At 40.7% G+C, this 26,456-nt stretch carries 16 protein-coding genes; 6 read left to right on the top strand and 10 right to left on the bottom strand.

All coding sequences use genetic code 11. The annotated features are described in order from the left end of the window. Positions 1-316: 316 nt before the first annotated feature. The 4 genes from C2869_RS07680 to C2869_RS07665 all read left to right on the top strand — a co-directional run bounded on the left by C2869_RS07680 (position 317) and on the right by C2869_RS07665 (position 9,686). Positions 317-4,384 carry a hybrid sensor histidine kinase/response regulator transcription factor gene (locus tag C2869_RS07680; RefSeq protein WP_228710820.1) on the top strand — a complete coding sequence of 1,356 codons (4,068 nt, stop codon included), beginning with the start codon at positions 317-319 and terminating at the stop codon, positions 4,382-4,384. Between the two features lie 30 nt (positions 4,385-4,414). Continuing rightward, positions 4,415-6,310, top strand: coding sequence for a hypothetical protein (locus C2869_RS07675; protein WP_108602388.1), 1,896 nt, complete (start codon positions 4,415-4,417; stop codon positions 6,308-6,310). 803 nt (positions 6,311-7,113) lie between these two features. Continuing rightward, complete coding sequence (locus C2869_RS07670; protein WP_108602387.1) at positions 7,114-8,256, top strand: hypothetical protein; 1,143 nt, start codon at positions 7,114-7,116, stop codon at positions 8,254-8,256. 251 nt (positions 8,257-8,507) lie between these two features. Beyond that, positions 8,508-9,686 carry a hypothetical protein gene (locus C2869_RS07665; protein WP_159084092.1) on the top strand — a complete coding sequence of 393 codons (1,179 nt, stop codon included), beginning with the start codon at positions 8,508-8,510 and terminating at the stop codon, positions 9,684-9,686. Positions 9,687-9,697: 11 nt separating this feature from the next. Here the strand turns inward: C2869_RS07665 and C2869_RS07660 are convergent, their stop codons facing one another. Further along, the gene (locus tag C2869_RS07660; protein WP_159084091.1) at positions 9,698-10,678 is read right to left on the bottom strand and encodes a winged helix-turn-helix domain-containing protein; all 981 of its coding nucleotides are present in this window, start codon (positions 10,676-10,678) and stop codon (positions 9,698-9,700) included. A gap of 402 nt (positions 10,679-11,080) precedes the next feature. Here C2869_RS07660 and C2869_RS07655 point away from each other — a divergent pair, with 402 nt between their 5' ends. Further along, on the top strand, positions 11,081-11,662 hold the full coding sequence (locus C2869_RS07655; RefSeq protein WP_228710799.1) for an RNA polymerase sigma factor: 582 nt from the start codon (positions 11,081-11,083) through the stop codon (positions 11,660-11,662). A gap of 190 nt (positions 11,663-11,852) precedes the next feature. Further along, positions 11,853-14,558 carry a TonB-dependent receptor gene (locus C2869_RS07650; protein WP_108602384.1) on the top strand — a complete coding sequence of 902 codons (2,706 nt, stop codon included), beginning with the start codon at positions 11,853-11,855 and terminating at the stop codon, positions 14,556-14,558. A gap of 266 nt (positions 14,559-14,824) precedes the next feature. On the opposite strand, the gene C2869_RS07645 is transcribed toward C2869_RS07650, so the two are convergent. The 9 genes from C2869_RS07645 to C2869_RS07605 form a co-directional block, all read right to left on the bottom strand. Further along, entirely contained in the window at positions 14,825-16,282 is a 1,458-nt protein-coding gene (locus C2869_RS07645) for a sulfatase family protein (RefSeq protein WP_108602383.1), read from the bottom strand. Positions 16,283-16,392: 110 nt separating this feature from the next. Continuing rightward, positions 16,393-17,544, bottom strand: a complete 1,152-nt coding sequence (locus C2869_RS07640) for a cellulase family glycosylhydrolase (protein ID WP_108602382.1) — start codon at positions 17,542-17,544, stop codon at positions 16,393-16,395. A gap of 44 nt (positions 17,545-17,588) precedes the next feature. Next, a complete protein-coding gene (locus C2869_RS07635; protein ID WP_108602381.1) occupies positions 17,589-17,795 on the bottom strand; it encodes a hypothetical protein in 207 nt (68 codons plus the stop codon). Between the two features lie 21 nt (positions 17,796-17,816). Then, the gene (locus tag C2869_RS07630) at positions 17,817-18,161 is read right to left on the bottom strand and encodes a glycoside hydrolase family protein (RefSeq protein ID WP_108602380.1); all 345 of its coding nucleotides are present in this window, start codon (positions 18,159-18,161) and stop codon (positions 17,817-17,819) included. 5 nt (positions 18,162-18,166) lie between these two features. Continuing rightward, positions 18,167-19,603, bottom strand: coding sequence for a sulfatase family protein (locus C2869_RS07625; RefSeq protein ID WP_108602379.1), 1,437 nt, complete (start codon positions 19,601-19,603; stop codon positions 18,167-18,169). A gap of 44 nt (positions 19,604-19,647) precedes the next feature. Continuing rightward, positions 19,648-21,096 carry a sulfatase-like hydrolase/transferase gene (locus C2869_RS07620; RefSeq protein WP_108602378.1) on the bottom strand — a complete coding sequence of 483 codons (1,449 nt, stop codon included), beginning with the start codon at positions 21,094-21,096 and terminating at the stop codon, positions 19,648-19,650. Continuing rightward, positions 21,096-22,646, bottom strand: a complete 1,551-nt coding sequence (locus C2869_RS07615) for a sulfatase (RefSeq protein WP_199915637.1) — start codon at positions 22,644-22,646, stop codon at positions 21,096-21,098. Before C2869_RS07615 ends, C2869_RS07620 begins: the two co-directional genes overlap by 1 nt. A 137-nt stretch (positions 22,647-22,783) precedes the next feature. Then, the gene (locus tag C2869_RS07610) at positions 22,784-23,779 is read right to left on the bottom strand and encodes a family 43 glycosylhydrolase (protein WP_108602377.1); all 996 of its coding nucleotides are present in this window, start codon (positions 23,777-23,779) and stop codon (positions 22,784-22,786) included. A gap of 431 nt (positions 23,780-24,210) precedes the next feature. Continuing rightward, entirely contained in the window at positions 24,211-26,211 is a 2,001-nt protein-coding gene (locus C2869_RS07605; protein ID WP_159084090.1) for a winged helix-turn-helix domain-containing protein, read from the bottom strand. Positions 26,212-26,456 lie beyond the last annotated feature (245 nt).

Raw genomic sequence — 26,456 nt, 5'->3', positions numbered from 1 at the left:
TTTTCAATATTTACCCTATTACCCCGCCTAACAAAAACACTTATTTTGTAATACAATAAAATCATGATATGTTCCCACATGTAATTTAACGAAGTGGCAACATTTACGGTTTTGGGTAGGTGAAAAATGCTATGGATCTTTTGTAGGTCGAAGCTGCTGCTTCGTCAAAGCTCAAAATACGACGCAAGCGTCGAACCTACAAAAATAGCTAGCCTTGTCTCAACTAATCAAAAATTGAAAAACTCGGGTTTACAGGTAGAAAATGGCGAAAGTTTGGCGAGTAAATTTGATATTTAAGGTGACTAGCTTGTTCATCATGCTTGTGTTCGCCTGCTCTCTGCACGCTAAAACGATTTACAAACCCAAGATCCCAAGCGTGTTAGCCAATCCAGCCAAATGGCATGTGATTGAAGCGATACCAAGTCGTTTAGTTAAAAACTTGGACTTTGATGCCAATAGCCAGCTGTGGATCGCCTCAATCGAAGGTGTCATGTTTTATGACGGCTATACCTTAACTAAGTTTGGTATCGAACACGGTATTGAGACCAGTGAGTTTCGCCTAGTAAAAGTCGCCAGAAACGGCGCTGTATATGCCATAGCTAAAAATGCCATCTATAAATACGATGGCACAAATTGGCAAGCCTTAATGCAAGGTACGCCACTGTATTCCAATAAAACCGAATACTATATCAATGATGGCCACGAAGATAAGCTTGGCGCAATTTGGTTTGCCGCCGAATCCAAAATTGTCAGAATTTACCAAGACCAAGTCAGTTTGTTCGATACCGAACATCAATGGATCTCATCATTGGCTATCGATCACCTTGGCGACATTTGGCTGTTGGGCGGTCAAACTGGCACCGTAAGCCGCTACTCGGTACACGAAGGCGCTGTGCATTTAAAACGGCAGTGGCCACAACTAATGCGTTCTAAACATGCTAAAGAGATTGGTTTTAATGGTCATATTACCCAGTTATCGGATTTAAGCATGTGGGTAATGAATCGCGAGTATTCCAGTGCAACACGTCGCCTAAAAGTCGGAGAATCTCGCTGGCACCCCGTCAAATTACCGCACCATGTGCGCTCCCAAGGCCAAAACCACTCGCTATTCGAAACAGCCAGTGGCGACTATATTTTGCCCGCAGGTAAACAAATCCTGTTCTCGCAAGACAAAGGGCTCACTTGGCAACAACAAGACTATGAGCAACATAGGATCACCGGTGACTTTGATGGGGTCACATTTAAACAATCACCGGACGGGCATATCTGGTTAATTGAACCTGGCGCCAGTATAAAACGCTTTCCTGATAATCATACTAATCCTAAGGTTTATCAAGACCTTCTCTTCCAATGTGAAGCGCCCAATGGCGACGATTTTTTTCTGTCTAACCAAAATCAGTTAGTACAATTTTCTGAACAGAAAAAGCTCTGGTATGCCTTTGATAGCAGCGACAATATTATTCAATACCCATCTAGCGTGTTATGTGACAGCCAAGGTCATATTTGGGTAGCCGGCTCACATAATCAACAAGCCGCAATCAGTTATTTCAATGGCCACATTTGGCGACAGTATTTCTACCCTGAGTTTGGTAAATCTATTCATTATTTATCGCCAATCGAAGGTAAAAATAACAAGTTTTATTTTGGTTCCAACGACGATAAACGCGATCTCGAGTTATACAAATCAACCTTATTGGAAATCACTAAAACACCAAATGGTCTGCGTGATAAACTATTTGAAATTGATTACCACAAAGTTAGCAATATCATAGTTTTAGATGACAACCAACTGATTTTAAATGGTCACCGTCTACGCCAATATAACAACTATCAATTTAAATCGCTTAAACTGCCACTAGAACTGAAAACCGGTTGGATCGACGACGTGATCATTGATGATAACCAGCACATACTGTCGGCAACTTGGGGCGGCGGTCTTATTAAATATAATGGAAAACAATGGTCGTCAATTAATCGCTCTAATGGCTTTTTAACCAATAAAATCTCTAATCTATTAAAACTACAACAAGGCCACTATTTGGCGTTAACTGACGTTGGTGCGGTAAAATTTGACGGCCAGCGCTGGTTTGCAATTGATTTGCCTTATGCCACAGGCGAGCGTCGTGGACGCACCTTAAAACAGAGCCAAGACGGAGCTATTTGGGTTAGCTTTTTTAATACTAATTGGATTTACCGTAAAGATTATCCAGATACCAAAAATTTTGGTTTAAAAACCATACGCTATCAACTGAATAGCAAAGCGCCCAACACCCTAGTCAACATTAAGCAAAAACAGCAAGAGTACAATCAATCGATTTATCTGGCTTGGCACGGGCAAGACTACCTTTCAGAAACACCAACCGCTAAACTCGAATACAGTTTTCGTTTAATTGATAGACAAAATGACAACAGTGAACAAGAATTAGCACATTGGTCGGAGTTTAGTTTTGACACCAGCCAACTTTTCAATAATTTACCCGCTGGTGAATATAATATCGAAGTTAAAGCGCGCGATAGTCATGGCAACATCGACCCGACCCCTGCAGCTTTAGCCTTTACTATTGTCCAGCCATTTTGGCAAACACTGTGGTTTAAAGCATTAATCATACTCTTCCCTATCGTTATTGCCGGCCTGATTATCGCCCTGCTGGTACAGCGCGTGCGACATATATCGGTATTAGATAAAGCGCGTTTAAAATTCTTAACCAATATCTCACATGAATTAAGAACACCACTGTCATTAGTCATTGGACCGTTGGAAAAGCTTGCGCGTGAACAGCTAGCCAATGGTGCAGACAATCAAACCGTTGATTTGGCGTTAAACAATGCAATCCGCTTAAACGAGTTGGTTGATCAGCTTTTGGACTATCGCAAGTCACAATCAGGCCACTTAATGCTTTTACCGAAAACCTGTGAACTCGTCAGTTTTTGTAAAATGATTTGCGCCAACTTCAGTAATATCGCCGAGCATAAGCAACAAAGCATTCAATTCCACTGTGATACAACTGAATTCCTTTGCCAAATTGACCAAGATGCGTTACGTAAGATTATCGAAAACTTGATATCCAATGCGGTGAAATACTCACCTAACGGCTCCGACATCAGCATTAATCTGAGCTTTGGCAGCAATACAAAATCAAAGTTACCATTAGAGATCCTGTTTAGCGTGACCGACCAAGGCGAAGGTATACCAAAAGATCAGGTTAAAGAAATATTCGATCCCTTTTACACATGCCATCGCACCCTAGGTAGCAAGCAAGTTAGCTTTGGGGTTGGCCTTGCTTTAGTTAAAGAACTGGTTGAATTGTTAGGTGGTAGTATTAAGGTCACCAGTCCTGTACATACAAAGCACGACAAAGAAGAAAACGCTCAACCTGAGTTTGGCAGTTGCTTTACAGTGCGCATTCCCACTCAACGGTTCGCTAGCCAACAAACAGAAATCAAGATCGATGAATCTGAGCTAAACGACCTAGAAAACAGTAATAAACCGGTTGTATTACTCATTGAAGACCAACCAGAACTTGGCCAATTTATTCAAAGCGAATTGCAAGACGACTACAAGGTGATCTGGGCCAAAAATGGCAGCGAAGGCTTTGAAATTGCCAACAAAATTGCACCAGATATTATTGTGTCAGACATTATTATGCCGGGTGAACTAGACGGTATTCAGCTTTGCCATCGCTTAAAACAAAACCTAGCGACCAGCCATATCCCAGTTATTTTACAAACATCGCTCTCCTCAAAAGAAAGCGAGCAGCAAGGTTTGTCTTACGGGGCAATTGACTACTTACAAAAACCTGTATCGACAGAATTACTCAAGATAAAAATCAATAACCATATAGAAAGTTTAAAAACAGTAGCACAATCAGTTGAGCACAAGCTAAATTTAGTAAGACAAAGCAACATTAGCTCGGCATCAAGCCTTAGTAGTCATAACGCCAACAATAACGGCACTAATAACGGCAACCAGTCGACACAACGAGAATCTAACCATGCAGCAACAGGTGACGATTTAGATGCAGCGTCCCCAATAACCCTCAGCTTTGAAGAGCAGCAATTTATCGAGCGCTTTCAGGCCATTATTGACAACAACTACGAACACTCTGGGTTTAATGCCGAAAAACTGGCGTTAGAAATGGGGATTAGCAAAAGTGCTTTTTATCGTAAGTTTAAAGCGATAACCAATACCTCGCCTGCCGACTATATTCGTGATTTCAGACTGGATAAGGCCAAGTATCTGTTAAGCCAGCAAGACTGTGCGATTAAAAGCGTTGCCCTGCAAATTGGCTATACAGAACAAAGTCCTTTTTATCGCGCCTTTAAAAAACGCTTTGCCTGTACGCCATCAGAATTCAGAACATCGGTTTTAAAACAAACGAACTAGAAAAATTAAAAAACCATAGGAAGCACACTTATGTCCAAACCTTTATATGCGCTTATCCGCACGCTACTCTTTTGTAGTATTATATTTTCTAATAAAGTCTTTGCTGCAATAGAGACCTACCAATGGCCAACAGCCAATGGTCAGGCGATAGTTTCAGACAAGTACACTGTGGCCGTCACCGACGAGAACAACAATAAACAAAATATTACAGTATTAATGTCGCCTCTCGATTATCCAAGCAATTGGATGAAAGCCGAAATGCAGGGCCGCAGTTTTTCTTTTGCTTGGTTTAACTACCAACCGGAAATGGGCAAAACCATTAATATTGAAGTTAACAAACTGTTTGGTGCCAATGCGAGTGAAGTCAAACTAGCTCCCAGAAGCTACCAACTCAATGCTAACTTTCAAAACAGCAAAACCGTTAATTTTGACTTAGATAGTAATCAAAAATTTATCTCAGTTAACTTTGTTCACGCCGACAATCAAACGCCCGAGCATAAATGGATCAAGCATATGCTGATGATATTTGTCGATACACCTGAAACGGATGTACCCAATATCAACGCTAACGGCGTAGTAAAATATACGAACGATGTCAGCGCGCATGATATTGAAAACGCACAAACCATCTATTTTGACACCGGCTATCATAACTTGGCTGATTTTAACGCCACAGGCGAAGTGATTAGTGATCGCGGCAAGCTAGAGTTAAGCGCTAATCAACAAGTGTATTTTGCCCCCGGCGCTTTTGTTGAAGGTTATATTGACGCGCCACAGAATGTAAACGGCGTGAAAATATTTGGCCGCGGTATTCTTACTGGTCGCCAATATCTTTGGAAAGATCACCCCGGCTACGATGGCTTTAGAATTGGCGAATTAATCCACCTTTACAACAATTCTACAATTGACGGCATTATGTATATGGACGCGCCCTTTCATGGCATTGTCGGTAACTGGAACAATACGCTTAACAATATAAAAATGTTTGGTTGGCATGCTAATAACGATGCAGTACGTATTGGCCATAAGTCAGTTGTCAGCAACAGCTTTTTACGCCCAGTTGATGATCACTTCTATAACTTTGGGTTAACCATCAAAGATTCTGTACTTTGGGCTGGCCATAATGGCGGGATCCTAACTTACGGCTGGGGTGGCGAAGCCAATAGCAACAGCTATAAATCAGGGGGATCGACAATGCAAAATATCGATATTATTAACCCTGAATGGACTAAATTAGCCAACAACAATAGCCTAGTTATGGCACAAGTTGGCTATGACTATAAACCTTATAAATATCCAGCCAACCCTGATCAAGTCACCCGTGTTAAAGATATTCGCATTGAAGGTTTGATCCCTGGCTTGGTCAACTTAAAGCCTCGCTCATACGGCGGTAAAAATATAGCAGTGCAAGTCGCCGATGCCAATGTTGGTTATATTGGCGATTTAGAGTTAGAAAATATTACGGTTGATGGATTATTGCCTGGCAAAAAAGGGTTATTGCGTGGCGATACGAACCCATCATCTGACGGTGATAAAATTTTCTATATTCAAAACGTCTCATTTAAAAATGTCACCATTGCCAATACTTGTGTAACCGATAGCAACAAATTGGATTACTTTGAAATTGATAACCCAACCAGCAAAGATATTCGATTTTTAGGCTGTGATAATCAACAACCCGATCCTACCCCAGATCCTGTACCTACCCCTGATCCTGAACCAACTCCAGATCCTGAACCGACTCCAGAACCCGATCCGCAACCAAGTCCAGAGCCCACTCCGGAGCCTGATCCAACCCCCGAACCTAAACCAGAGCTGGATGCAGATAACAAGCAAAGCAGTGGCGGCGGTAGTTTAGGCTATTTACTGGTGTTGCTAGGGCTTTTTGTAGTTCGACAATTTAGAACTGGAAAATACAATATCTAAATTTAAAACATAGGTTAGATTTTTAAACGTCACCCCTGCGAACGCAGGGGCCCAGCGTCTTTTATTAAAACCCACTAAACGTTCCTAACAATGCTCATTAAATCGCTATATTTTAGGTTATGACTACAGAGAAATAACCTCTGAAGTCAACAATTTAACGACCACACTTCCCACTGTGACCAACTAAGTCACCTATAGGTCGATTAAGGGCAAAAAGGCAATATAAGGAGCAATATGGTCAATGAATTAAATCCTGTAAATCGTTAAATTTAATCCTGTGTTGACTGGTTGTGAATAAACAAAAAGTTAACCACCATTAGGGTTTGATGAAAATCAAATCTTATGTGTATGCTTTGTTCAGCGCCCGTTTGGGGCGCTTTTTTTTACCCACATATCTATGCTTAAAAGTGTAGATTAAACTCAGCAGAAATATCTTCTTCACTTCCGTTTTGCTTAATGAAAATTACATCTATTGTTCCCTCTAGGTTATCGAGATTTGCATCTTTACTGACGATGTCACAACACCTTAATTTTAGCTAACCTAGTCTTTAAACCGACTAATACCACAACGTCACCTTAAACACACTTCTAACAAAGACGACTAAGGTTTTTCGATTCAGCAAAGACTGACTTTCCTTATCTATTCTCATTGTTAAATATACCAACAGAGTCAATTTTGTTTATCTAATCCTTAGGTAAGCTGATTAAATCTTTACCATTTCATTTGCGTGTTTTTTCCCTGTTTTTTCTTGCCTAGCATCAAGAGGCTTATCAAGCACTAACAACAATCTAGGAGAATAAAAATGAAATTAAAACATATGCTGATGGCTGCGACCTTAGCCAGTTTATCTCTGTCACAATATGCATTCGCCAATCTGCCAAGTGGTGTGCATAGCAGCTTAAACACCTCAAACGCCAGTTGGAATGCAACCAGTAAAACCTTAACGATCAAAAAATCGGTATCGTTTGGTAATGACAATAATAAAGAAGGCTTTTACTGGACTGTGCCAACGAGTATTAAAACTGTGCATATCAATTCTAATGTTACGGTAACCGGTGGCTTTAGGTTAAAAGCGCCAATGACCATAAAAGGCGGTAACCGTAATACCAGTAAAATTTTTGGTACCAATACCAAGGCATGGGCTCATGGGCCTGATGGTGTACCCGACCCTGCCACCAGCTGCTCTGCAGGTGCTAAGGGTAATGACCGCGTGCATGACTGCGAGAAATGGAAATATGGCGCAATCAGTGTTGACTACAACGCATCAGCTAGCGCGCAGTATAAAGTTAAAAGCCTAACTATCGTCAATGCCCGTACTTACGCAATTACAGCGTTAAAGCAGCCTTTAAATGTCGATAGAGTCACCATTCTAAATACGCGAACTAATGATTTTCGCAGTAACTCAGACGGCATAGGCGGTGGCCCCAACACGCGAATTACCAATACCAAAATTGATACTTGGGATGATGCCATTAAGCTTTATGCCAACAACACTTATGTTAAAAATGTAACCATAGTTCATAACTCCAATGGCGCACCATTTCAGCTTGGTTGGGGCGATAAACCTACCACAACTCATAACTTACATAATGTATTAGTTAAACAAGGGCAAGATCCTAATGGTCACTTTAATTTAGCCTTATTCTCTAACTCAGGCGGCACAGTTAATGCGACGGTTAATACTTCAGGTTTGCGCGCCGAATACAGCTCTAATAAAAAGCTGTGGTACAACGGTGGAAAAGTCAATTTACCGCTTATTGTAATGAAAGGCAGTAGCTCTTCTAAACTCACTTTAAAGAGTCTCGACGGCGCCAACGTTAAACTATCAGCGCCTGCTGCCAAGCAAGGCAATGGCCAAGCCTCTGCGAAAATGAATGGCGTTTGGGCGGTTAAAAACTACTACAACTTTGGCAATCCAAGTCTAGTTACTGGCTGTGGTTGTTAGCTGTTTGTCATGATAAAAATGATCAGTTAAACGATTTGTATGGTCATAAAAAAATAAACCTCGTCATGCCGGGCTTGCCCCGGCATCCAGTGCCTTTTTTCAGTGTGCAATGGCATGAAATATGTAGTCGGGTTTACATATCCAAAGCCACTGGATTGCGGCGTTCGCCACAATGACGAGTTTATAACATTCAAGATCGTGACTTAATGATTAACTGATTTTATTGATACAACATATAAAAGGTACGCTGTATGACTATTCTAAAGGCGCTTTCGATCAAAGTGCTCGTATTAGTATCTATGATAACTAGCACCTTTTATTTATTGTGCCAAACAGAGCAACCTAAACTTACTAACCTTGAAAATCCATTCATGCATCCTGAAAGGGAAACAAACAACAGAGAAACTGATATAGAAAAAATACGCCAACACTCAAGTACCACTCAGCACCAGTACACTAGTTTTAATATCAATCAATTGATCCAGTTATGGCATCAAGACCAACAGCAGTTTATTAATTACACTCAAGCTTGGCTGCAAAGCGAACCACGGATTTTATTAGCCCAAGCCTTTGCACAACCGCTTGATAGCAGCACGCAGATTTTCATACTGCAACGGCAAGTAATAAGCGAGCTAATTCAGTTACATGGTCAACATAGCTGGGGGTTAATTGAAAGAGCCATTGTTAAACCTAATAAATTACAAATCCAGCAAGTACTATTAGTCGAAGCATTCTCAATTGATGCCGACTTAATTCACTATTGGCAACAGGCTGGCTATTTTGACAGTCTTAACACTGGATTAGGGCTAAGCTTTATTGAACAAATTCTAACTGAAAATTATATTCAAGCGCGATTATGGCTGCTTGAACAGCCTAACTGGATATCCTCACCAAATGTGATTAATGCCATACTCAATCAAGGAATTGTCCAGCAATCCGTTACATTAAGGAATGACTTGGCACTCATTAATGATCTCAACAAGCAAGACAGCTTAAACTTATTGGTCGAGGTAATTGTTGAGACAAATAAAGATAGAGATGTTGACTACATAATTCAGCAAGTATTCCACACGATCGGCGATAATAGCCAAAATCAGGCTGCATATTCGCTGGCTTTTAACGAGTTAACAGTGCTTGATGCAGAGCAAACCTTACAACTCGGATTTGATTACTTTGGTCACGAGCCAACGTTTTACGACTGGCTGCTAAATCAAGATATCTTTTATTCATTTAGTCAAAAGCAGGATGTAAATTATGTATTGTCTTGGCTTAGATCGACTTATCACCAGCAGCGATTTATCACTCAATACACAGATTATTTACTCAGCCAACCCGATATTGATATAGATTGGTATGTTAGTCAGTTACCCAGTGAAACACTACAGCAGATAGCGCGCCAAGTGATTATCGATTCTAGGGCTAATAGTTAACTGGCTAATAGTTAACTGGCGTTTTCATCCTGCGCACTTTCCGCACGTGACTTAAAAGGAATGATTCGACCAGTATCAATATTAATTAAATAAAATTGAGGTTCGAATTCTTGATGAGGGTGTCTAGCTGCAAGAAGAAAATTTTCATCAAATTGCTCTAGGCTTCGATAGGTGTGGTAAGGGTCATTCAACAAAAGCCGTCTAGCAATCACTTGCTGATTAATTAAATCTAAGTCAAAAGCCATAAGCTGACTCATATTTTGCTGATCGGAGAAAATCGCAAAAAGTGAGTGAGTTTGCCAACGCCAAGCTAATTGTAAATTTTGTAATTCCCTACCATCAAATTCAAAAACGCTCCAATCTTGTTGAGTTTCTCTATCTCTAACTCTTATTTTATAGCTATTTAGCTCAGGATCGACATAAGCGTTAAAACCAAGTTCGGCGCTAACCGCAAATACATGACGATATTCATTTAACACCTCTATATTGGGGGATTCAAATGTTTGCATGGCAGAGTAACTAACATAAGTAAGAGGAAGACTAGAACACGCGACTAAACCACCAACCCCCAGCATCAAGCTAAACTTGGTTCTCCGAACAGCCGCTCGCCTGTTGGTCGCATCAAGGTTCGAAACCGAGCTAAATGGAGTCTGTTCTGGGCTAGCAAAACTAGGCTCCACCTCAAGCTTATAACCCAGTTTAGGAAAGGTTTTAATAAAAATAGTGTCAGGCTCAAGATCATGCAGCGCTTTGCGCAAAAGACAAATACAACGCTGCACCGACTGCTTGCTAACCACCATACCAAGCCAAACTTGCTCTAATAACTCATCAATGCTGACAACACGCGGATGACGTAACGCAAGGTAATTCAATACAGCCATGGACTTTGATTCAAGACCAATTTGCTGGCCTTGCACCGAAATTCGATTATAGCTTGGTTCAACCTTAATCAAGGCTAAGTAAAAATCATCAGATGTCATGGATTTTGTCACGAATAGTACAGCTTTATTAAATTAATAATAGCAAACTCAGATATTTGTAATACAAAACCTCCATTAAATCTAGTTAAAGTCACAATAAAAGTAGAATTACGATTAATAAATACGCCTAAGTACGTTATTTCATTGTCATATTTTGATAACCCGATTACTGATAAAAAGCCTTTCTATTGTAATTAATCAGATAAGCCTAAGAGATAAACACAACATGAAAAAAGCGGTATATAAAGGGCTTAGCCTTTAATCAAAAACAAATACTCGCGTTTTCACTGCCGTACACTAAATCTAAAAACAAGTAACAATAACAGCTAAAATCAATTTTTAATCAAACTTAAATTTATAATATAATAACTCATATATATTTGTTAAAATTTTGTATCTGGAAAAATTACATGATTGATAAATTCAGATACCAAGCTGCAGCAAGCCAATTGGGTATATTTTAAAGCAGGGAATATGGAACATCAGAACAAGCAAATATATCAAGTCTATTTAAGTGCACGTGACAATCTCACTCAATTAGTCTCGATTATTGTCCCTTCCAAAGAAGTTGAAGACATAGTGCAAGAAACCTATGTCAAAGTTTGCCAGCAAGTCGACTCTAATGATTTACACAATCCAAGATCATTTATGATGAAAACGGCAAAAAATTTAGCCTTAGATTACTTAAAGCGAGCTGAAACACGGCTAGTCTCAGGTTATGATGAGTCGTTTGAAACTGGGGTTGAAGAGATATTTAATCCGAGTCACGACACCTGCACCCAAGCGCAAAATAACCAAGAACTCGCCACTTTTTGCCAAGCGGTTAGCTTACTGCCAACACAAACGCGTAAAGCTTTTGTGTTAAAACGCGTCTTTGGTTATAGCCAAAAAGAAATTGCCCAAGAACTCAATATCGCCGAAAAAACCGTAGAAAAGCATATTTCTAACGGATTTAAAAAATGCGGCCAATACATGCGTGAACGCGGGTTTATTTAGTCAATTAACAGTTAATACGCTAACTCAGCGCTGCTACATAATTTAAACAACACATCGTTTTTCATCCCACAAAAAATAAATTTTTCCAAATTCCCATGAGGGAAAATATTGTCTGATTCGTTTTGTAACAAGGCGATAACAAAATTTCGCCTAAATTTAATATTAATATAATAATACACTGGAAAAATTCATGACAACAAAGTTTGTAAAAAACAAGATATGCCAAGCAATCTTGACTTCAAGCACACTAGTAGCAGTTAGCCTATCTTCTTTTTCTTTCGCGAACGAATTGGAAGAAACAGAAATAATTGAAGTTCGCGGTATTCGCGCCAGTTTAATCAAGGCGATGGATGTTAAACGCAGTGCCGATAGTGTGGTAGATGCCATTACCGCGGAAGATATAGGTAAATTCCCTGATCAAAACGTTGCCGAATCATTACAGCGTATTTCAGGCGTAACGATTGATCGCTCAAATGGTGAAGGTACGGGTGTAACCGTACGTGGTTTTGGTCCGGCTTTTAATGCGGTTCGCTATAACAACCGTCTTATCGCAACTACCAACACGGGCCGTGACTTTGACTTTCAGGTTTTAGCGCCAGAATTAATCTCCGGTGTACAAATTCATAAATCACCAACAGCAGACTTAGTTGAAGGTGGCATAGGTTCTACCATCAATATGGAAGGCGCACGCCCATTAAGCAACCCAGGTACAACTCTTGTTGGCTCGGCGAAAATGACTCAACAAAGTATTTCTGAACAATGGAGCCCTCGCCTTTCGGGTTTATTCAGCACTACGTTCAACGATGACACCATGGGTTTATTATTTGCTGCGGCTTATGACGACAGAGAAACACGAATTGATCGTCTAGATATTCAAGCTGGTGCTTATGCATACAGAAAAGTGGATTCAGATGGTGTAGATGGCAAAGATTTGTTCGGCCGTCACCCAGGCAAACCCAATTTTACTGCCGAAGTCGAAAATCGTGAACGTCTGAGTTTAGCCGGTACGTTTCAATGGCGACCCACGGCCGACCACACCATCACTTTCGATACCATGTTAATTGATTTTGGAAATTTCCAAACTCGCTATGGCGTGCAATTTTCGCCCGAAGGCGGCACGGTCCGCTTAAACCCTGTATTGGATGACAATGGCACATTTGTTAAGTTTAATGCGCCAAATAACCCTAATGATGTTGAAGTACGCCCTTTCCAAGACGATACCGAAACCACCATGTTTGGCTTGAACTGGCAAGGTACGTTAAGTGATCAACTATCAGTTGAATTAGATATTGCCTATTCAGAAGCAGAAAATGTAAATCGTAAGGATCAACTAACACCTGGCGCCTTCTTCGAATACACCTTGGACTCAACCACAGGTAATACTATCCCAGATATTCAAACGCCAGGAACTAACCTAGAAGATCCTTCTTTATTCCAAGCTCACTTTGTTGGTTTACGAGAACAACAACGTGATGATTCGGTTTTTGAATTGAGATTTGATGTCGACTATGCAGTTGACATGGGTATGTTTGAATCTGTACAAGCTGGTGTTTACCAGTCAGAGCGTGAAAAATCACAATTAGCGCTGTCTAATCAACCGACTTGGTGTCGCTTAGGTTGTAGTCGTAATACCAGTAAAGTTGATTTACCAAACAGTCTATTCAAACCCTTCCCATTTGATAACTATATGGAACAAGAACCAGGAAACTTTCCACGAGCTTGGGTTACATTTGATCCCAATGAGTTTCTAGCATTAGCGACCAATATTGATCCTGAAATTGCCAACTTAGCGCAAAGTGACCGTGAATCTTTTGAAACCAAAGAAGATTCAACTTCACTTTATGCACGCGCTAACTTTTCTGGCGATTTAGGCACGCAGGCTTGGTCTGCTAATATCGGTTTACGCTATGTATCTCTTGAGCGTACAACATCAGGTACAGCGCAAGATTTGGTTTTCAATAGCTCCACAATCGAAAATCCAGGAGGGGCAAACCTTAATTTCATTGGCGAAAAAGAATCTCTTTCTGTATCTAAAGATTTTAGTACTGTATTACCTAGCCTAAATATTAGATACGATGTAACTGATGACTTAGTGGCTCGTTTTGCCGCATCAAAGGTTATGACAGCGCCCGGCATGTTTGCTTCATCCGTGCAGTCTAGTGTCAATGGTAACTTCGAGAACTTTAGTATTTCAGGTTCTAACCCACACCTAGAGCCATTCCAAGCCAACCAAGTGGATTTGAGCTTAGAGTACTATGGCGAAAACGGCAATGGCGCAAGTGTCGGCTTATTTTCAAAAGACATTACTACCGGTATAACTCAAGTCTCGACTAACTTAGATACTGGCTACGATGTGCCCGGCTTAGGACGATTATTAGCAATAGATAATCGCTTTCAAAATAATGATGGTGGCAAAATCACAGGCTTAGAATTAGCAGGGCTTTACAATTTTGCAGGCATGTTAGACGGCTATGGTATCCAAGCTAACTATACCTATGCCGATTCTTCTTCGGGGGACAATACAACTGAAACCGATCAAAGTCGCCTCGCTACTTTTGCCCTACCCACAGAGGATGGTGTTGAAGGATTCGCCAAATATTCCTACAACATCATTGGCTTTTACGAAAAAGAGGGCTTTGGAATTCGTTTAGCTTATAACTGGCGTGACCGCTTTATTTATCGCGCTAATGGCGGCGGTAATGATGCCCAATATGGACGAGCTTATGGCCAATGGGATCTCAATGCTAGTTATGACTTAAGTGAAAAAGTTAGCATGTTCTTCGAAGGCATTAACTTAACCGATGAAGGTACTATCCGCGAGCAATCATTCGGACGCGTATTCCAAGTTGAATATGCCGGTCGTCGAATTGGCGCAGGTATTCGCGCCCGCTTCTAACGAGTAACGATTTAGTAGGCTCTATTTGTGGAGCCTACTGTTTGGATGGTGTTTGTACTTTTTAGCATTTGCTTATTCTGAAGCTTTTAACTTTAAAATATTCAATGCAGTACCCGCACTGCCTTTATTTGCTCTAACTTGAGAGCGCGTGTAGGCGTATCTTTCAGTAATGGTAATAGTAACAAGCTCATCTATTACCTTATTAACACTTATGTGTTGCTCTGATGCTAACCTAGCCCCAAAAACTTATCGTCAAATCACTAGAGCTAATTAACTAAGCTTTTTTTCGCTTGCAATACCGTTTGCCAACTTTCTGTTTTATTTAATAAACGGGGTGTTTGTTTATTATTAACCTTATCGCCTTGCTCTTGCATCCAACTATGTAATTTTAATTTAAATGATTTAACAATGAACTGTACTTCTGGTTTATCAATCAAGTTATTCATCTCCCAAGGGTCATCCTCTATGTTATAAAGCTCAAACTCTGGGTTGCTGTAATAATCCATTATTTTTTCCATCGCTTTAGGATTAACTTGGCCTAGCTCCCACCATTCATGCCAATACATGCCCGCACCGTCTCGGCGTAATAAATCGCTATGATTAGTAAAAGCGTACTCTGGGTGAATATTATGAATTAACTTCCATTTAGCAGTTCGGAGCGCTCTACTTGGATAGATATTCTTGTCACCATCCGCCGTTGTAGTTGTATAAATTTCTGTTCTATGTTGGTTTGAATCACCCAGCAACACAGGTTTAAATGAACGACCATCAATATTGTCTGGCGCTGAGCCACCTGCTATCTCAATAACGGTTGGCAGCAAATCAACCCAACTAACCATGGCGTTTGTATACCCTGGCTTGATTTTACCCGGCCAGTGGGCGATAAAAGGTACGCGAGTACCATAATCATACAGTGTCCATTTACCAAAAGGCCATTGCGAACCATGATCAGCACTGTGAATAAACAAGGTATTGTCGCCAAGGTGCTGAGTTTTCATTTTAAATAAACGTCCGGCTAACTGATCTAAGGTTTTAATTTGTTGATAATACTTAGCTCGATGACGCCGCGTTTGCGGCGTGTCTAAAAACTTAGGCGGAAGTTCAACGTGATTAGGGTCATAATCGACTATAGGATCATTCCATGGAACATGAGGATTAGTGGTTCCCACAAATAGACACAAGGGGCGGTTTGAGCGACGATTTTTTAAAAACTGTCCAACCATACGTTCTAATTTTCCGATATTATCGTAGTTATATAGGTTGGAATGCGGCTTATAATAGTCAAAGCCAAAGCTTTCACCTCTTGCTTTACTGCCATGGGCAACTTTACCAAAAGCAGCAACCTCATACCCCAGTGCTTTCAAGTTCAGAATAAGGCTCTTTATTCCCTTGCGTGGATATTGATGGTTTTCTTCTGCGCCATTTTTAGCAGGCATTAACCCAGTTAACATTGCCGCACGACTAGGCGCACACGCAGGCGAAGCAACATAAGCATGGTTAAACACCAAACCACTCGCGGCTATTTTTTCTAATTCAGGCGTAGCAATAAACTCATTGCCGTAAACACTTATATCACGTTGAGATAAATCATCAGCTAGATAAATCATAATATTGGGTGGTTGTTTAGCATGGCTCGAAACTGAAATTAACGTCAGTATTAAGACACATACCAAGTCTATTAATTTGCGTAACACTTTCGCTCCGAAATTTGGTTTTAATGACATATCTTATTGTCCAAAAATGCGCTGAAGCTCTGCCAAACTCAAACTTTGCTTCAGCGTTTTAGTGAGTAATTTTTTAAATTTATCGTTTGAGAATATTTCGTTTACAGGGTCTAAGGTATCTGCTGGGTCAACGCTTTAATAAGGTCAACTTCTTGTTGACGATAGGGGGTTCCATTGGCTCGAAAAATATCATGAAACCAAACCTTGGGCTCAGTTTTATATTGGCGTTGCCATGAATTCCACGGATATTGGGTTTGGGTTTTGCCTGCGACTAATCCCCAATTGTAAGCAGCAATTTTGTGTTGTTTAAATAATGGTAATATTGCTTCGAACGTTGACCCTGTAGGACGCGCCATATACTCGGTACAAAACAGCGGACGGTTGTAGCTTTGCAAGTGCCGAATAATACGTTCAGTAAACGGCTTTTTGCCATAACTATGAAATGAAATTACATCTGACTCTTGCAGTGAATATCGCTCTAGTGCCGTTGGGTTGTTAATCCAATTGGGATTACCCCACACGCCTATTGTTATTGGCTGTGATGGATCCACCTCTCTTGCCCAAGCCATGGCCTTTTTCATTAAACTCAGCGCATATCGCGACTTATTATCAGCAATATCTGGCGTTAAACTCGCACCGCCATAAGTGTTGCGATTGTCATTGTCAGGCTCGTTATAAAGATCCCAGAGTAAAACTCGCTTGTCATTTTTATAACGCGTCAGTACCGACTTAACATAAGGTGCTAATGCCATCTGCTTGTTTTCATTTAAGAGAATAGATTTGCCCGGCGACTGCAGCCAACCCGAGTTATGAACATGAGGCCGCGCAGGGCGCTGTACCCCAACGCTTGGTTCTGGATCCCATACACTATCGAAAAATACAAACATAGTCGCTATGTTATGTTTTTCAGCAATAGCAAGATACTGATCAACTCGATCTAAAAAGCCACTAGGATCTTGCTGCCACGCTAAGTTATGTAAGAATACCCGCATGGTGTTCATGCCAATACTCGCCGCCCACGCCAATTCCTTATCAATAGTCATTGGATCAAATGTATCTTCCTGCCACATTTCGAGTTGGTTAACCGCGGTCGATGGCACAAAATTAGCGCCTACTGGCCATTTAATATTGCTATACCATTGATTGGCTTTTTGCTCAGTCCAACGTTTTGCGGGTTGAGTAGAGGTATCAACATAAGTTGTAGAGCATGCACTCAGCAATAAAAGGCTGATGACAATGATCCATTGGTGTATTTGTTTCATGGTTTCCTCACATATGCACACAGCTATCATTAAACTTACCTGGTTTAAAATTGCTGTACTTCTTCTGGTTCAAGGCTAGCAAAACGTCGATCTTTAACTGTAAATCGCACTTCACCTAATTCATCTTTGCTAATAGTAATAGGTACCAGCATGGCTCCATTTTTAGTACCGGTATAAGCGATATCGCCTTGGTCTTTTTGTTTAATCAATTTATCGTAAGGCACACATTTACCATTGATAAAAGCGGTCATCCATCAACGGTCCTGATGTTCCTAAAAAGGTGCACCAAGGCCTAAAAAACGCCCTACCCACTTATGCTCTGAGTATGGGCCTAGTATGTAGTTAGCTCTGGTATAATAAAGGCTATCAGTACCTTCATGACCCATTTTACGATCGCTTGGCCAGATGTCTTTTTTCTTACCTTGATACGCTGCCATATCTTCATTGAATGCCAGTTGACGATCCTGCTTTTGCAACGAAAAAAATTTCGCTACAGCATTTCCCTTTACAGGCACGATTTTTTCATCGGAAAACTCAGGGCTATAAGCCCAAGCACTTAAACTTAAACTCAAGATCAGTGCTGTCCAAACAGACTTTTCTAACACTTTACTCAACATACGCACTAAAGCCCTTGATAGTCCCAATCAATGGCCAAACCATCTTCTGGGATCCCTTTAGGGTAATAACGCCCATTAGGCGCTTGTCTGTCCAGTGCCATCATTTCAGTAACGATCCCTTGATCTCCTTGCTGGAGCATCCAACTCTGCAATGCTTGATACAACCGACTCTGCTCTGAGTGTAATGATTTTTTTCCTGCTAAATTGTTGAGTTCAAACGGATCGTTATTTAAGTCATAAAGCTCAAACTCTGGGCGATACAAATAAGCATTTGCTCGATTTAACGCACTCCCTCCTTTGTCATACCAAGATTGGAGTGTACGTAACGGCCCTTTGCGTTTTACAACAGTATTGGAAAAAGCTTGTTGATAGTTAAGATTCCAGATCAAACGATAGTTTTCATCACGTACGGTGCGAATAGGAAACGACGCTGAGCCAGAATAAATACCTCGCGTGGTCTGAATAGCAAATGCGTAATCACGATGGCGACGCTGAGGTTTTAGTAAGACATTCAACAAACTTTTTCCATCCAGTGGCATCCCCGTAGTATGCCCGCCAGCCGCTTCGATTAAGGTGGGTAGTACATCCACATATTGCATTATTGCCAAGGTACGTTGCGCGGGCTTTATCTTGCCAGGCCAGCGAAACAATGCTGCAGCTCGGTGTCCATTGTCGTACAAAGTCCATTTGGCAAAAGGAAAGTTGGAACCTTGCTCAGATAAAAACATCACCAAAGTGTTATCTGCCGCACCTGATTGCGCCAGCATGCGCAAAATAGTACCAAATTGCTGGTCCATGTAGGTTATCTCTGCATAATATGCACTTAAAGCTCGTCGGGTTTGCAGCGTATCGACTAAGCCGTCCGGCACGGTTAACGTTTCAGGTGGGTAAGCAGATTTATCTCCTCTAAACCAAGGAGTATGCGGTTGATTAGACGCAACAACCAATGCCCATGGTTGCTGAGTTTCGGCAAAAAACGTCTGAGCTAAAGTCAAATCTAAGTCTTGTTGATTTTTTTTGGTATCACCATGCCTACCACCAAGATAGTCAAAGCTAAAACTGGCATGAGGTGCTTCATGGCGTTTACCCATCAATGCCACACGATACCCCAAAGGCCTCAGGTAATTAGGTAAACTCCGCGTACCGGCATACACTTTGCCGTGGTTGGGGTGTGCGCCACTGCGTACAGGTTGTAATCCCGAATACAGAGACATTCTGGTTGGAGCACACATCGCTGAGCTAGAAAAAGCATAGTCAAATTTCAGTCCTTGTTCAGCAAAACTATCAATGTTTGGTGTTTTAACATCTGGATTGCCATAGACCCCAATATCACGAAAAGTCAGATCATCGGCAACAAAAATTAGAAAATTGGGCTGTTTAGCTAACGTATTCGTTGCCATTAAGACCAACGCAGATATGGTAATGTAAAGTCGTGTGTTCATTAATTACTCGTCAATGTTGTATCGTATTGATTACAGCGCCGTTATCAATGCGGATTTAGGTAGCTATTCATTTCTTGCCACCAAGCTAATAAACGCGGTTTCATGCTTGCTACCTGCTGGGGTTGCTCCTTTGCTAGATTCATAGTTTCACCGGGATCAGCCAATAAGTTAAACAACATGAGCCTAGAACCATTAGGATCCATCAACAATTTATAATCTCCATCACGCATGGCTAATCGAGGACTGCGATGTGCCTGTAAGCCTGGTTTAATGGTTCGGTAAACACCGTATTCCCAAAAGATAGGCTTATCTCGACGTTGATTGCCTCCTAACAAGGCATCAGCCATATTGATACCATCAAGCTTCGTTTGTTCGGGAAGAGGTAAACCCGCCATGCTGGCTAAGCTTGGCAATAAATCAATTGCACTAAACCAGGTTGAGTCATTGACCGTTGCGGCTTGTATTTTCAAAGGCCAACGTATAAGAAAAGGCATGCGGATACCGCCTTCATATAAACTCCACTTACGCCCAAAAAAAGGACCTGTAGAGCCGGGCGGCGGTGTCATATTTTGTTTATAATAATGATGCCAATCAGTAGGACCATTGTCTGACGTAAAAATAACAATGGTGTTATCTGCAACTCCAGCTTCATCAATCGCATTAAGCAAACGGCCAATTTGTTGGTCCATGGCATCTAGTATGGCGAAAAAACGGTCTTCTTTTGAGTGGCGTCCTTTACCTTGCCATTTAGCCAATTGCTCCTTGGATGGGTTATGAGCATCATGCACGTCATTCGGAAACATGTTAACCAAAAAGGGCTGATTTTTGTGGCGTTGAATAAAGTCGATCGCTCGGTCAACATAAGTTTGGGTAGTTTGATGTTTAGGCAAAGAAAAAATTTTTCCCTTGTCAGCTGGATAATTCCAACTTAATTTTTGGTTACCATGCTTTTGCCATAAAATGCGATCACCCAATCCTTCGAATGATACTAAAGTTTCATCATAACCGTAGGCAGTAGGCAACGGTGCGTCATCAACATCGCGCCCTCCACCTATGTGCCATTTACCAAAATGTGCCGTGGCATACCCTGCTTGCTGAAAAAGACGTGCATAAGTCAAACGCTCAGTTGACATATAGTCTGCCATATATCGCTGCTGATTATAGCGGCGACTTTCTAAGAATGAATTAATCCGTTCACGATGCGGATACACTCCCGTTTTTAACGCCGCCCTAGACGGCGAACATATCGGAGAGTTGGCATAAAATTGCGTGAATTTTTTCCCTTCTTTAGCCAGTCGGTCAATATTAGCAGTCGCAACTTGGGTATTGCCAAATGCGCTAATATCGCCATAACCCAAATCATCAATAAATATAACTACAACATTAGGGCGGTTTGCTACGATCTTGTTTGTCGCCTTTTTCTCGGTAGATGTGCAAGCCACCAATATCAAACCGACACATACAACCAACATTAGACTAATTAACTTTGCCATTACTGCCTCTGCTTATTTTTCTTAGGCTTAAATAGCGCAGCATGTTGTGGGTGTTTTGCTAACGTCGCTTCCAGTTTTTGCACTAATTGAGGCATTTTACTAGCGACATTTTCGGTTTCTAAAGGGTCCTGTTGGTAGTCATATAACTCTATGATAGGTTCGAGCCCTTTGTTTGAGAGCCATTTTACCAATCGATAACGCTCAGTTCTAATCGCAAGCCCTGTATAACGAGGATTACGCCATACATGATAAGCGTGATCTCTCAAGCGCTTGTTAGCATTCTGCAACACAGGCAACATACTGGTTCCATCTATAGCCTGTTGTGTTTTTGGAATACTGATCCCTGCTAATTCTGCTAATGTTGGATAAATATCAACCGTTTCTGTTATTTGTTTGGTTACACTCCCTGGCTCAGTCACGCCCGGCACAACCATCAACAGCGGGATATGGGTAGCTTGCTCATAATTTGAATGTTTAGTCCAAGAACCATGATCACCTAAGTGATAGCCATGATCCCCCCACAGTACAACAATCGTATTTTTATCTAGCCCTGTCACCTTCAATGCATCTATAACTCGCCCTAGTTGGGCATCCATATAACTCATACTTGCGTAATAACCATGTATTAGGTTTCTGGTTAATGCTTCGTCTTTAACGATACGTTTTTTAGGGTTTACTGGTGTAAAATTGTTGATCTCCATTTGCCTTTTTACCGCAAATTGAGGGGCGCCTTTGGGGTCATTAATAAACTGAGGCATGGCAAACTTAGCCGGATCATAGGCATCCCAATATTTTTTAGGTGCCGAAAACGGTAGATGAGGCCGTGCAAAACCCACTGCCATAAAAAACTTCTGCCCACTTTTTTTTAGCTCGTGTAAGCGATTAACTGCATGAGTGGCTATTCGACCATCAGCATAGGCTTCATCCAATACATCTGGTGCCTCCCAAGCTGCGCCGCGCGGGCGTTTCATGTTATTAATACCATCTCGCCAAGATGCATTGGTAAACATGCCTTCTTCACGTGTAATGGTCCCCCCAGTACTTTGTGGGAGAATATATTCAATTACCTTGTCAGCGCGATGTGGCCGACTCCAACTGGCCGTATCATCAATCGTTCCGTGACCGATATGATAAACTTTCCCCATGGCTTCAGCATGATAACCAGCTGACTTAAACAGCTGGGGCAGAGTTAACGCTTGAGGATATCGCTCCCGTAGCGATACACCAAAATTATATAAGCCAGAACTAGTTGAACGGCTACCTAACATTAAATTATATCTTGATGCCATACAAACAGCTTGATTGACATAAGCTCGTTCAAAGCGCATGCCTTGTGCGGCAAGCTTATCTATATTAGGACTGATGGCGATTGGATCACCATACACACCTAACGCTGGCTTTAGGTCATCCACCAAAATCATCAAAACATTAGGCTGAGTTGCACTTGTGTTGGTTGTTTTTTTTTCAGTTGGAATCTGAGTGCTCGATATACTACACCCCAACAGCAACCATATTGTAAATGCCATGCATAGTGATTGTTTAAACTTCATAATTAACTCTTATCGACGGTGATAAGGCTGAGGCCATCAACCTATCTAAATTGCTCAACAACATCACCCGTACTATTCATTGCAAGCCTGTCAACCAGCCAGCTGTCATTAGATTGATTGGGTTATTAAAATAAACACTAAAACGTAACTTTACCTACGCCTTTCGCTGTCATAGGAATGGGTTTAATTAGCCCGTTTTCGTCATAAAACATTTCTTCAATGGCCGTTTTACGAGGATTGCCTGGTTTGCGATAAGGCCCTTTACCTTCAACATTTTCCCAGCGGTGATAAACGATATACCACTTATCGGTTTTACTATTTTTAATAATGGAATGATGTCCAGGGCCTTTAAATTTATCATCACTTTTCATTAAGTTGCCGCGATATGTCCATGGACCAACCGGTGTCTTTGACGTTGAGTAATAAATTGAGTAACTGTCCTTATTGAAACGACCATGGCTATAGGTGAAGTGATACATACCGTTGTGGTAATGAATAAAGGCACCCTCAGTAAAATTTTGCGGCGTTTCAACATTAATTTCTCGTTTGATGCTAACCATGTCGTCATTAAGCTCAAATACTCTTAACGTAGAACCAGCGCTTCCTCCTGTATACAAATAATATTTGCCACTAACAGGATCGTGATAAGCCATAGGATCAATTGCTTCAAAACGGCGTCCTTGACGTTGAGCAGGATCTTTATGCTGATTTTGGTCTTTTACCAATGCTGCACCCGAGTCTTTAAAACGTCCAATCGGTGAATCTGAAACAGCAACCCCAATATAAGATGGCATAGGGCCAGCAGAATAATAAAAATAGTATTTACCGTCTTTTTGGATCATACCCGGTGCCCATGGGCGTTTTTTGGTTGGTAACCAAGAGATATCCTTAAAATCAAGAATCGGCCCATGACGTTGCCAATTAACTAAATCACGAGACGAGAAAGCGTAAAACTTTCGTTTCCACTGATCATGCGTTGGGTATACGTATACAGTACCGTCTTCGACAATAGCATGGGGGTCTGCCGCATCATCAATCACATAATTGTAATTTTTATCAGGCGTTTGCGGTGACGTTAACGAACAAGACACTACAAAACAAAGTGAAGCAAAAGATAAAATGTTTTTTTTCATGTTTACTCTCAATCAAGTTTGCTGTGAAGCATTAGCTATGCTTTTCAAATGTAACCCTTTAGTACAAGCGACATTTGCTGCCCAGTGGTAAAACGAGCTGAAAAACAAGTAACGCCGTGTACCTTTTCGTTCAAATCATAAAAAGCGTTTTGTTCAAAATCTATAGCAACATACCTAACAAGAAACGATCTCAAGCAAACCTTAATTTTGCTAAAAACTTTAGGAATACTTTAGCCTATAAACTCACCCTAAAAACAACTTAAGGTTTTGTTTTTAATTTAGAAAAATAGAGTTTTTATATTTATTTTCCCAATTGATAAGTTGCTTCAAGTCAAAAAACATTTACACTAATGACCTGCAGTCAAATAAAAAACATTAATAAAATTCAGCGCTTTGAACTTCTTAATCGTTATCTTTGAGCCTGTATTGCATCAGCGATTGAAAGGCGCTAGTAGCGGGGCAAGTTGTCGTTTATATAATTTGCGTTTCGTTTCAATATCTTGCCCGTAAACCACTTTTTGCTGAGGTGATATACTCAGGACGTCGCCACTATAACTGAGTCTTGGTACAACAATTTTTTGCTCACGCGTTGTTAAGTCCCATTGCCATATATTTTTCATGCTGCCAGGCCGATTTAAAAAATAAAACACGGCTTGAGCATTAGCAGAGTGCAATGTCGCGTCGTCAGGAAACTCAGAGTCTAATAAATGATTAGTTTGACCATCAAACATATAAAGCTGATTTTTACCTTTTCCTAAATAAAAAATATTCCCATTACTACTCACAACTTGAGTATCATCAGCCAGAGTTAACACTTTTTGTTTACTGGTATCCGCTAGTGACACTTTCCAAACACGATCTTGATAGCCATTTGTATCAAGATAATAAAAAAATTCTTTATTTTTATTAAATCCAAGTGGCTTCGAGAAATAGACATCCGATAACAATGTATTGCCAGTACTCAATAATAATGAGTAAGCATAAATGTCGTCATTTACCTTAAACAACAACCAATGACCATCACTTGACCAATTTAGGTTGGCTAACTTCTGCTGCTGTGTAAATTGAGTTAACTGGCGATGAATCCCGCCAGAATATAGCCAAACTTGGGAAGTACCTTGGGTTGTCGTAACATAAGCAAATGATTTACCGAGCGGATCCCATACGGCATGATATTGCGCAATATTCTCTGTTGGTAATACCGAACTGCAGCAGACATTAGCTTGGCCTAGATATAGTTTTTTAATGCTAGATTTTTTAAGATAATATAGTTGCTGTCTTTGTCCCAATTCAATTTCTTCAACATAGGCTTCTGGGTAGTTTGCTATCCTTTGCGGCTTACCAGCTAGTGGAATGATATAAAGTTCATTTTGTGCAACATGCGCAATAAGACCCATATCATCACTTAACCACTCAATATCTCGAATTACCTGTTTAAATACCTGATTGGCAATCTCTTTGTGTAGGGTCAAATCGAAAACCTTCACATGCCAAATTTCACCATTGCGATGAACATAAGCAATTAATTGCTTATTTAACGCAAAAGCGCTAACCCCCGAATCAGCTAAAACGCGAGACAATTGCTTGGTTTGTAAATTGAGTTTATATAAATCATAAACTCCGTGACTGCGCGGTAGTCGCGTAATTAGAGCGTGGTTTTCATCTAAATAATCTGCTTGCCTATAACGATAATCTGCTTCACTTAATACAATGCTTTTATCAACAATCGTATCTAACCTATCATTTAGTTTGAATATCGTAATTTTTTTGTTGACCATCACCAGCAGGGACTGACCATCAGGCGACCAATCAATTTGCGCTGTAGGTAAAATATGGCCAATTTTGGCAATTTCTCTGGGGTTATTGGTATCACCCAGCCAAATGGCCCCGTTTGTACTAAACGGATCGCGTTTAATGTAAGCGACTATGGCTTTGTTAGGGTGTAAAGCATAAGTAGCCACTTGGCTTTCATGGGGGAAAATAACTTGTTCATAGCTTGTTTGCTTTTTATTCCAAAATACTGTCAGTAAAACGATAACAAGCAGTAATGGCAAAATCCAATATGCCGTAGATCGGCTGCGGGCGGCGATTTTTTCTTGCTCAAGATCTGGAGCGACACCTATCTGATAACCTTTTTTGACGTAAGTTTTAATATAATCACGACCATCGTCAGCTTGACTAAAAAGTTTGCGCAAAACAGAGATACACCTCTGAGCTGTTTGGGGAGTTACGACAACCCCACTCCAAACGGCAGACAATATCTCTTCTACACTCACAACCCGACAACGGTTATCGATTAAATACAATAAAACCGCCATCACTTTTGGTTCAACTTTGTTAGTCTGCCCAGCAAATGAAATTTGATCACTGTTGGGGTCAACCATAAAAGCACCAAATTGAAAGGATGTTCTTTTCTTAGGGATTGTGCTCACTTAGTTCTGATCCATAAATCACTATTTAGACATTAACATCTCTCTGACAACTTAAATATTAATATAATACAAATATAAATAATTATGAACATTTCGTTTAATAATTAAGGCTATTAATCACCCCTATATTATCTAAAGATAGAATATGTAAGAAACAGACAAGGATCGCGCCAGAGTTGGAGTGTTTGACATTGAAGGTAAGCGTTGATAGCGAGTAGCTAGACTAATCCAATTTTTTACATCAG

It is taken from the genome of Saccharobesus litoralis (assembly GCF_003063625.1).
Lineage (GTDB): Bacteria > Pseudomonadota > Gammaproteobacteria > Enterobacterales > Alteromonadaceae > Saccharobesus > Saccharobesus litoralis.
This window is presented reverse-complemented; position numbering and strand designations above follow the sequence as displayed.